Origin of the sequence: Streptomyces niphimycinicus, from assembly GCF_018883605.1 — a bacterium.
GTDB lineage: Bacteria > Actinomycetota > Actinomycetes > Streptomycetales > Streptomycetaceae > Streptomyces > Streptomyces niphimycinicus.
The window spans coordinates 1-9,154 of the sequence record NZ_JAHLEM010000121.1 but is presented as its reverse complement, the minus strand read 5'-3'; the positions used below and the strand labels follow the sequence as shown (position 1 = coordinate 9,154).

Genomic DNA, 9,154 nt, shown 5'->3' with positions numbered 1-9,154 from the left:
CGCCTCTGACCAGGCCAGATAGCGAAACGCTGCTTGGAGTACTAGGACCCCGACGGGCCCCCGCCCTTCGGACGGAGGCCCGTCCGCAACACGTGTCGCGGACGCTGCCCAGGCCGTTTCATTGCCTTCACCAGAGGAAAACCGCTCTCGCACGTCCTGGCCGAGGCGACGAACCCGAGAGAAGCTACGTGCGCGGTGCAGGCGATGCGGGCCGCTCGGCTGGACTGGCCCTCGGTTTCGTCGTGCTGGTCCTTGGTGACGGCCTGGTGGTGGGACGGGATCCAGTTTGTCACTGCTTTCTTCGCGTGCCTCACATGCCTCAACTCCCGTTGATCGGTCATGGGGTTAGCAGTTGATGAAGGTCGTGTCCCGGGCCTACCGTCCCGGCCCGTGTTGGTTCACTTCTTCTCTGCCGAGGGCTGGCAGTCCTGGGGGCTTGGTGGCGAGCCGTTGATCCCGGAGCGAATGCCGGTGCTGTTCGACGACGACTTCGTGTGCGAGGACGAGGGCGGCCCGAGGGCTACGCGGGCGGTGAACGCCTGGCTTCGTACGCTGCCGTCGAGCGGGGCGCCGTCACCGAACTCGTGGCCAGCGTACGCGTTGGCGGCCCGGGACTGGCTGATGCATCTACAGCGGCACGGTGTCGCGGTATTCGGTACGCGGCAGGAGTTGGTGGCCGCGCTCGGTACGTACGCCGACCGTCGCCTGTCGGGGCCGTTGGAGGAGCGGCTGGAGTCCTCGTCGTGGGAATTGCAGGTCACCGCGCTGAGCCGGTTCTACGACTGGGCCGAGGGCGAGAGCCTGACGGCAGCAGTGCCGTTCACGGTGGCCATTGGCAAGCGGATGGAGCAGGGCCGGCTGGTGGAGACTCGGCGGAACCGGGCCCGGATGCGGCGGCCGAAGCCGCAGGTGAAGGTGCAGTACCTGGCGTCGGACTTCGCCGACCTGTTCCGCTACGGCCTGGCCGGACTAGGCCCGGACGGGCTGGAGGACGCGACGTTCCGCGGCCGGTTCCCGGGCCGGAATGCGGCGATGGGCGGCCTGGTCCTGGGCACCGGGATGCGGAGCCGGGAGTTCACCCACCTGCTGGTCCATGAGGTGCCGCCGCTTCCCGCCGAGCCGACCGAGGTGCCGATCTCGTGGGCGGTCCCGGAACTGGGGCCCAAGGGCCGGAAGTTCCGCACGACGTGGATCGACTACGCCTCACTGGCGGCGGTCCACTCCTACATCGCCCTGGACCGGGAGATGCCGCAAGGGGCGTGGCGGCCGAGGAGGCCGCTGGTGGTAGAGGAAGCGGACTTCTACGGCGGCTGGGTCAACGGCCGCGCATGCGGTGGTCGGCGCTTCAGCCGGAGGAACGGCTGCGGCTGGTCGGCCCGGAGGGCGGCTCGCTGCGGCTGGCGCTGAGCTACAACGGGCGGCCTTTCGTGGACTGGGGCACCCTGTTTCGTCGCACGGCCCGCCGGATCCGTGAGCGCTTCGAGCCACGGTTCCCCGATGTCGCGCCCCATCGGTGCCGGCACACCTTCGCCATGGCCACCCTGGAGAAGCTGGTGGAGGGGCACTACCGGCAGGCCGCTCAGCTCGCCGCGGCGACCGGCGATGCGTCCGGGCTCTCGCTCTACCTGCTGAAAGCCGATCCGCTGCTGATCCTGCGGGACCTGCTGGGGCACTCCAGCGTGGTCACCACGGAGGTCTACCTCAAGCGCCTGGATGTGCACCGGATCTACCGCGCGGCCTGGGAGAGAACCCGCGCAGTCATCGATGCAACCGCGCTCACCGAGGCCGACGCCGAGTTCGCGGAGGAGTTCTGATGCCCGCGGAAGTCCTGCGCGATCCACTCGCGCTGAAGCTGCCCCTGCCCGGCGAGACGACGACTGTCATCGCGATCGGTGACCTGTCCAACCCTCGGCTGGCAGCCGACCTGACCGAAGGTCCTTGCCGCCTCGGTCCATCCCCACGGACCGCTCTGCAAGCGGACCACGGTGAACGCCTTCGCCTACACGCTGCGCCGGATGGTCCGCGAACTTGCCGGGGACGGCTTCGAGGGGTCTGCGGCTGAGCTGACCAGAGCCGCGCTCGGGGCGTTCTGGCTACGGTCGCACTACCTTGTCGAATACCGCACCCGCACGCTCCTGCGCGCCTTCGACACCCGGCACCAGGTGCTGGCCGAACCGGTGCGGCAGATGGTGTTCGGCACCAACTACACCCGTCCTGCGGTGGGTGAGCCGTTGCCGCCCTACGCGCCGGCCGAGTGGAACCGCCTGATCGACCTCTGCAAGAGAGAGGTACGGCGCCTCGGGGAGGAACACCGGGCCATGATCATGCTCGCTGAGAGCGGACAGGACCCAGCAATCGGCGGCTGGAGCGAGGCGAACCAGGCGACGCTGCTGTCCTACACCAAGGGCCGCACGGCGGAGGAGAGCCTGGTGTTGTCGCCGCGGGCGTCGCGGCTGCTGGAGCATAGCGCCCTGCTGCGCAGGCATGTTCCCGCCGAGCTGGCCGAGCATGTGTGGCTGGTGACACGGCAGGGCAGGCCGGCACGCGCGGCTTTCGAGGAGTAGATGATGCGCGGGTGGGTTAAAGCCCATGACCTGCGCGGGGAGGAGGGCGGACTGTTGCGCATCGACCGCCGGCGGCTGCGGACGACCTTCATCGCGCAGCGCGGTCAGCGGCAGTGGTCCCTGCGGGCGACGATCGATCCCAACCACTCGCCGCAGGTCGAGGGCGATCACTACCTGTCGGCCGCGACCCCAGCCCAGAAAACGGTGGTCGAGGAGATCGCCCGGGACGCACAGGGCGACCTGCTGCGGCGCGCGAGTGCGCCGCCTGTCGTCGACGAGGCGGCCAGCGCCGTAGTCCTGCCGCAGGAAGTACACCGACTCGGTCTCGCCGAAGGGGCCTTGGCCGAGTTGCTGTCGGGCCAGCGGGACGTGTTCAGCGGGGCCTGCGCCGACCAGTTCGCCGGACTGCGTGGACCGAAGGGCAAGCCGTGTCCGGCCCGGCCCTGGGTCTGCCTGCTCTGCGCCTCGCGACCACGAACCGGGGGATGACGCAGCGGGCGTCGTCCCCCTCTCGCGCCGCTGATGTCACACCAGCATGCCGGGGCGACTCCGCCCGGGATGGAATCCCTTCTCAATTTGCGTGGCCTCGGCCTTAAATTGGCTTCTGCGTTATCAGGACCTCGATCGAAAGGAGGGTTCAGTGCGGCTAAGGCTTTCCGTCGAGCCAGTTACGACAACTGAGGCAGAGCTTCGCTCGCTCCACGCGTGGCTGCTCGCTGATTCCCAGGCGCGACGCTGTGCTGATGTGCGGTGGGATGCCGCAGCTCAGGCGCCGGTCGGTGGGATGGGGCCATTGCTCGATGTCGTCTCGCTCGTCATCGGTTCTGGTTTCAGCGCTGCTTCACTGGCTGTGTCAATCGTTCAGTGGCGCAGTACGCGCGGAGCGCGCGCCCCGTCGGTGACCGTGGAGCAGCCCGATGGTGGGCGTGTGACGATCAACGACATGCCAGCGGACGAAGCCGAGCGGCTGCTGCGCAGCCTCTTTGGTGCACGGCCGGAGGAGCGCGACCGGTCGTGACAGGGTTGCCCGATCCTGATCGGTCCAGAGTGGTGCTGGTGGGATCCAGCCGCTTCGCACAGATGGCCGACTTACCGGCTGTCTCTGCCAACGTGGCGGCGCTGCGGGACAAGTTCACTTCCGAGGAAGTGTGGGGTCTGGGCACCGCCCACTGCACCATCGTTACCGACCCGCGTGAGCCTCGCCTGGTCTCGCAGGCAGTCAAGCGGGCCGCCCAGGAAGCAACCGACACGCTGATCTTCTACTACGCCGGCCACGGGTTGATCGACCCGGGCACCGGTGAGCTGTACTTGGCCCTGCACGGCAGCCACGCGCAAGAGGTCTACGACTCGGCGGTGCCCTACCAGTGGATCAGACGCCCTTTCGAGGCGAGCCGAGCAGTGCGACGCATTGTGATTCTGGACTGCTGCTACAGCGGCCGCGTCCTTGGTGCCATGTCCGAAGGGCTTGGCCTGGCCGAGATCGACGGGACATATCTGCTCGCCGCGGCCGCGGAGAACGCGCTCGCCCTCGCCCCGCCCGGCGAACTCTATACAGCCTTTACCGGAGAGCTTGTGAGTCTGCTGCACCAGGGTGTGCCGGGGGCCAGCAAGTCGCTCACCCTCAACGAGATCTACGAAGGGATGCGCTCGTCTCTGCGCGCGGCCGAACGACCGGAGCCACAGTGCCGGGACCGCAACTCCCTGGGCACAGTGCCGTTCATACCCAATCCTGCCTACCAGCCACGAACAGATACTGCTCTGGACTCCCCCGAATCGGTCATGAGGCGGTTCGTGGCCGACATGTCTCATGAACTGCGCACTCCGCTAACCGCGCTCACCGCCGTGACCGAGGTGTTGGAGGAGGAAACTGGCCGGCTCGATCCAGTGATCGAGCCGGCAGTACGGCTAGTCATCACCGAGACTCGACGGTTGAACGACTTGGTCGAGACCCTGATGGAGGTGACGAGGTTCGACGCGGGTACCGCACAGCTCGTCCCCGAAGTGGTGGATGTCATGGAGCAGGTAGCCGCCTGCCTCGATGCCCGCGAATGGGCGTCAGGTGTCACGCTGGACGGGCCGCGCTCCCTCCGCGTACGCCTCGACCCGCGGCGTCTGGACGTCATCCTCGCCAACCTGATCGGCAACGCACTCAAGCACGGTGGCTCACCCGTAACGGTAGGTGTCCTGCCACGGCCAACGGAGTTTCTCATCGAGGTGAGGGACAGTGGCAATGGTGTCCCCGAGGAGGCCCTGCCTTACGTCTTCGATCGCTTCTTCAAGGCGGACAGCCGCCGTCCCCGGTCCGAGGGCAGCGGACTGGGGCTGTCGATCGCCCAAGAAAATGCGCACTTGATGGGCGGTGACATACAGGCCGCCAATCAAGCCGAATCTGGAGCGATCTTCACGCTACGCCTGCCGCACCGCGCATAGGACACGTCGGCTCACTTCCGCGTGACGGTTGGGGTTCATCAAGCACCAGCGATCAGCCAACTGCCACCGGCCAGGGTGAACTTCGGTGCGGTACGTCGACTCGCGACGACCGCGACACCACTGCCCGGCTCGCGGTTCGCCCTGAACGCCAACTTCGTGCTGGGAACCGAGACACCGGGAAGGTGGACACGACCTTCGCCGCGTCAACCCACTGGTCGCCCAGGTACGCGCCCATGCGCATCAGGGCGTAGACGGAGGAGAAGGCGGAGGCGAAGCGTACGGCGCGGTCGGTCATGTCGGAGGTGCTCCTCATCTCGCATGTCGGAGTGCGGGGTTCCGGGGCGGCCGCGAGCGTTCTTGGCTGGATGCGGCGGCCGCCCTGGACATCACGGCCGGGTGGGGAAGTGCGGGTTGGGGACGCTGGTGCAGTCGTCGTCACCGGCAGGTCCACCTCCAGCACCGTGGCCAGGGCAGGTGATCCGAAACCGCTGCCGCGGGAACGGGGTTTGTGGCGGATCGTGAGCCATCGCCGCATTTCAGAGGAACACCCGCGCTGTTCTGCCAGCGGCAGAACAGTGGCCCAACCGGACTCGACGATCACTACTGTCCAGTCGCATGACGACGATTACAACGCGCACGGTCGAGTACCCGGCCGACGGTCTGACGATGATCGGGCACCTCGCACTCCCGGCCGGAGTCGATCGCCGGCCCGCGGTGCTGCTCGGGCCAGAGGGCATGGGGCTCAGCGACGTCGAGCGCCGCCGGGCCGATGCTCTCGCCGAGCTGGGATACGTAGCACTGGCCTTCGACCTTCACGGCGGGCGCTATTTGGATGACCCCGAGGAGATGCTGACCCGTTGCATGCCGCTGCTCGCCAACCCCGACCGGATGCGGGGCATCGGTCATGCGGCGCTCGACGTGTTGCGCGCCGAGCCGCGGACCGACCCCGACCGGATCGCCGCCGTCGGCTACGGCACCGGGGGCGCCGTCGGGCTGGAACTCGGGCGCGACGGCGTCAACCTGCGCGCGATCGGGACAGTCAACGCGCTGACCACGGGCCGACCAGGCGAGGCGGCGCGCATTCGCTGCCCGGTGTGGGCCGGGGTCGGGTCGGAAGATCCGATCATGCCGCCCGCGCAACGGGGCGCGTTCACCGCCGAGATGCAGGCCGCGGGCGTCGACTGGCGCCTCGTGGTCTACGGCGGCGCCTTGCACGCCTTCCACCACCCGCCGGTCGACCACCCCGTGGTCCCCGGCGTCGGCTACCACCCACGGCACGCGCAGCGAGCCTGGCACGACGTCGTCGACCTGCTCGCCGAGTGCCTGACCGTAACGGAGTGATCTGGTCGACAACCGCGATTCCGGTCCGCGGACCAGTCCCGTCGACCGCCACCGGCTCCGGTGGTCTCACCCTCGACGCGGTCAGCGGCTGGCGGGATCGGCCTGCCGCCCGGGCCCGTGGGGAGGTGCAGGCAGCCGAACGAGATCAGGTGTATCGGGTGCATGCGGGGACTCTCCTTGGGGTGTGGGAGTGGCGGGTGGGTCGGTGAAGACAGGCATGCCGAGGTCGACCAGTTGGGGTCGGCCGTCGGCCGGGGCCCGGCTGAGGCTGTTGAGCTTGGCGGTGGCGGCGTTGAGACTGACCTGGGGTCCTTCGACTTCGCCGAGCCAGCCGTTGCCGCGAGCTTCGCGGGTGCGTTCGCGGAGGTTCTGGATGATCTCGATGAGGCGGCCCCGTTGGCGGGGGTCGATTTGGAGGACAGGGCAGCGGATGCAGGCGTGTTCGTGCTTGCAGGGAGTGCCGTAGGGCCGTCCACAGGTGCCAAGGGAAACCTTGCGTAGCTCGAAGTGCTGTTGGAAGTCGCGCCACTCCTGCTCGGAGGGCTCGCGGTACTCCTCCGGGGGCCGGTCAGCCCTGCGCCGGTCCAAAAAGCTGCGGTAGGTCCGCACCAGGTCGTCCTGGAAGACGGCGAGGTATGCCTGGGTGGTGGTCAGCGTCTTGTGACCGAGGATTCGCGCGGCGATGTGGACGGGCAGGCCGCCGGTGACAGCTTCGGTGGCGAACATCCGACGGAAGTCGTGCGGGGTGTAGCGCAAGGGCTCGCCCGCGGCGTCGCGCAGCCCGGTCGCCACGAGGGTGCGGTCGAGGAGGCGCTTGATGCCGGTCTCGTTCATGACCTGCGCCTGCCAGTAGGGCCAACGCTGGAAGAGGTGAGGGAGCTGCGGGCCGGTGACGCGCTCGTGGTGGTCGTAGCGGGCAACCAGTGGGATCCTGCCGTCGTTCGCGTCACGTAGGCGCTTGACGATGGTGGCCAGGACGCTAGCCAGCTCGGGGCTGACGAGCAGGAGCCGCTCCTCGTTGCTCTTGGACGGCACGATCTGAAGCAGCGGGACGATCTCGCCGGTCTCGGGGAGCTTGTAGGAGACCAGCGCGAGATGAGTCGGCTCGGTCAGTTCCTCGGCGCGGACACCGGTGTGGCGGAGGGTTTCGATGGCTGCCCAGGCCCAGAAAACGTCGTCTTCGACGACACTCTGGTTGATCCGACGGCCGGTGCTGCCGACCTCCTTGATGTAGACGTGCTGGGAGCCGTGGTCCAGGCGGCTGGGGATCTGGTTGGCCTTGGGCAGGATGCGCAGGTAGCGGGTGCCTTCGTGCTCGAAGGCCTCTTCGAAGGGGGTGGCGCGGGCGGCTTCCAGCAGCGCGGCCGCTTCGCGCCGGACGCGCTCGGCGGTCTCCACCGGAAGCGTCGGGTGTGGCAAGCCTTCACGGACGCGCTGGTGCATCCGGGAGTGGACCTAGGCGATGATCTTGTGGTTGCCCGCTCCGTCGCCGCGGGTGATCGGGCTGGGGGCCGCCCACTGGGCCCAGAACGGGTCGTCGTGGGCCCATTCCTGAATGTCCAGGTAGGGGCCGCGGACACGCATCATCACGTCGATGCGGGAGCGGCGCTCACGCACCTGGCCGCGGTCCTCACCGACCGCCAAGGGACCAATCCTCACCCTCGAAAAGAGCTTATCTCCCGGCTCTTGAAGGGGAAATGCGAGCTCTGCGGGACGTCGCAAGACGTGCGGGTGCACCACATCCGAGAACTCGCTGACCTCGACGTGGAAGGGTCACCTACTGAATGGCGTCAGATCATGGCGAAGAAGCGGCACAAGACTTTGATCGTCTGCGCCGTCTGTCATGACGCGATCCACTCAGGACAGCCAACCTACAGCGACACGGCGTAGGTCACTGGAGAGCCCGTTACGGGGAAACTCGTACGGCGGGTTCGGAGGGAGGCCGTGCGGAAAAGGGCCTGCCCGGAGCAGGCACCTCGCCGCGCGGCCTACCCAACCAACCGGCTCAAGGGCTTCCACGGGATCGCCACCAGATACGAGAAGACCGCCACTTCCTACGAAGCGGCGGTCACCCTCGCATCGTTCCTGCTCTGGGCAAGATCCGGTTGAAGACGGACCCTAGTCGCCGCCAGTCGCCGCTAGGACGTCCGGCCGCCGAAGACCTCGGCCACTTCAGGGATGCGGTCGATGTAGCCGTCGAGCAGCTTGCGGCCGACGGTCACCGAGTCGACCAGCGGGTGGAGGGAGAACGCCTTCGCGGCATCGGTCCGGGAGCCGGTGACAGCGGCGCTGATGGTGAGCCGCTCGACCGCCTTGACCTGCTGCATCAGACCTGCTTGGTGCAGGTCGGGCTGGGTGATGGTGTGCGGGTGGACACCGCCCGCGTCAACGGTCACGGGCACCTCGACGACGGCGTCGTGTGGAAGGGCGGAGACGGTGGTTCCGTTGCGCACATTGAGGATCATCGTGGCGCGTTCATTGCGGCTGATCGCGGCCATCACCGCGAGGGCGACCCCGGCATACCCCTGGTGCGCGGGGTCCGGCCGGAAGTCCTCGTCCGGTTGGGCCTCTCCCTGGACGGCGCCCTTCGCCTCGGCCATGTAGTTGGCGCTGCGGTCGGCGATGGTCTTCCGCCACAGCGACACGGCCGCGCCCCCGGCGGCCTCCGTCACCCGCTGGTAGAACTCCTGCTGCTGGCGGGCGAGGAACTCGCCGCGGGTCTGCGGAGCGTCGAGGATGGACCGCACGGCCTCGCGGTTGAAGTAGTAGTAGTACAGGTACTCGTTGGGGATCAGGCCGAGGTCGCGCAGCCACTCGCG

At 68.0% G+C, this 9,154-nt stretch carries 11 protein-coding genes; 8 read left to right on the top strand and 3 right to left on the bottom strand.

Annotated elements, in window-relative coordinates; all coding sequences use genetic code 11:
- The first annotated feature begins 390 nt into the window (after positions 1–390).
- The 7 genes from KN815_RS13535 to KN815_RS13515 all read left to right on the top strand — a co-directional run bounded on the left by KN815_RS13535 (position 391) and on the right by KN815_RS13515 (position 6,335).
- Positions 391–1,407, top strand: coding sequence for a site-specific integrase (locus KN815_RS13535; RefSeq protein ID WP_253208953.1), 1,017 nt, complete (start codon positions 391–393; stop codon positions 1,405–1,407).
- The gene (locus tag KN815_RS50295) at positions 1,329–1,814 is read left to right on the top strand and encodes a site-specific integrase (RefSeq protein ID WP_253208952.1); all 486 of its coding nucleotides are present in this window, start codon (positions 1,329–1,331) and stop codon (positions 1,812–1,814) included. Before KN815_RS13535 ends, KN815_RS50295 begins: the two co-directional genes overlap by 79 nt.
- A 171-nt stretch (positions 1,815–1,985) precedes the next feature.
- A complete protein-coding gene (locus KN815_RS50290) occupies positions 1,986–2,564 on the top strand; it encodes a hypothetical protein (RefSeq protein WP_253208951.1) in 579 nt (192 codons plus the stop codon).
- A gap of 3 nt (positions 2,565–2,567) precedes the next feature.
- Entirely contained in the window at positions 2,568–3,053 is a 486-nt protein-coding gene (locus KN815_RS50285) for a hypothetical protein (RefSeq protein WP_253208950.1), read from the top strand.
- Positions 3,054–3,099: 46 nt separating this feature from the next.
- Entirely contained in the window at positions 3,100–3,582 is a 483-nt protein-coding gene (locus KN815_RS50280; RefSeq protein WP_253208949.1) for an effector-associated constant component EACC1, read from the top strand.
- On the top strand, positions 3,579–4,994 hold the full coding sequence (locus KN815_RS51515; protein WP_216342091.1) for a sensor histidine kinase: 1,416 nt from the start codon (positions 3,579–3,581) through the stop codon (positions 4,992–4,994). Before KN815_RS50280 ends, KN815_RS51515 begins: the two co-directional genes overlap by 4 nt.
- 615 nt (positions 4,995–5,609) lie before the next feature.
- A complete protein-coding gene (locus KN815_RS13515) occupies positions 5,610–6,335 on the top strand; it encodes a dienelactone hydrolase family protein (RefSeq protein WP_216342090.1) in 726 nt (241 codons plus the stop codon).
- Positions 6,336–6,416: 81 nt separating this feature from the next.
- Here the strand turns inward: KN815_RS13515 and KN815_RS13510 are convergent, their stop codons facing one another.
- Together KN815_RS13510 and KN815_RS13505 are read right to left on the bottom strand one after the other, a co-directional pair.
- Entirely contained in the window at positions 6,417–7,754 is a 1,338-nt protein-coding gene (locus KN815_RS13510) for a tyrosine-type recombinase/integrase (RefSeq protein ID WP_253208948.1), read from the bottom strand.
- 36 nt (positions 7,755–7,790) lie between these two features.
- On the bottom strand, positions 7,791–7,979 hold the full coding sequence (locus KN815_RS13505) for a hypothetical protein (protein ID WP_216342087.1): 189 nt from the start codon (positions 7,977–7,979) through the stop codon (positions 7,791–7,793).
- 81 nt (positions 7,980–8,060) lie between these two features.
- Between KN815_RS13505 and KN815_RS52135 the strand changes: the two genes are divergently transcribed.
- On the top strand, positions 8,061–8,225 hold the full coding sequence (locus KN815_RS52135) for an HNH endonuclease (RefSeq protein WP_372458339.1): 165 nt from the start codon (positions 8,061–8,063) through the stop codon (positions 8,223–8,225).
- A 248-nt stretch (positions 8,226–8,473) separates the two neighbouring features.
- Here the strand turns inward: KN815_RS52135 and KN815_RS13500 are convergent.
- Positions 8,474–9,154 (bottom strand): family 4 glycosyl hydrolase (locus KN815_RS13500; protein ID WP_507229900.1); only part of this gene is annotated, 681 nt, incomplete at its 5' end.

Excerpts from the sequence above, each read along its gene's own strand:
- KN815_RS50295 (WP_253208952.1), top strand. The coding sequence starts at position 1,329 with ATGCGGTGGTCGGCGCTTCAGCCGGAGGAACGGCTGCGGCTGGTCGGC.
- KN815_RS50285 (WP_253208950.1), top strand. The coding sequence starts at position 2,568 with ATGCGCGGGTGGGTTAAAGCCCATGACCTGCGCGGGGAGGAGGGCGGA.
- KN815_RS50280 (WP_253208949.1), top strand. The coding sequence starts at position 3,100 with ATGCCGGGGCGACTCCGCCCGGGATGGAATCCCTTCTCAATTTGCGTG.
- KN815_RS13515 (WP_216342090.1), top strand. The coding sequence starts at position 5,610 with ATGACGACGATTACAACGCGCACGGTCGAGTACCCGGCCGACGGTCTG.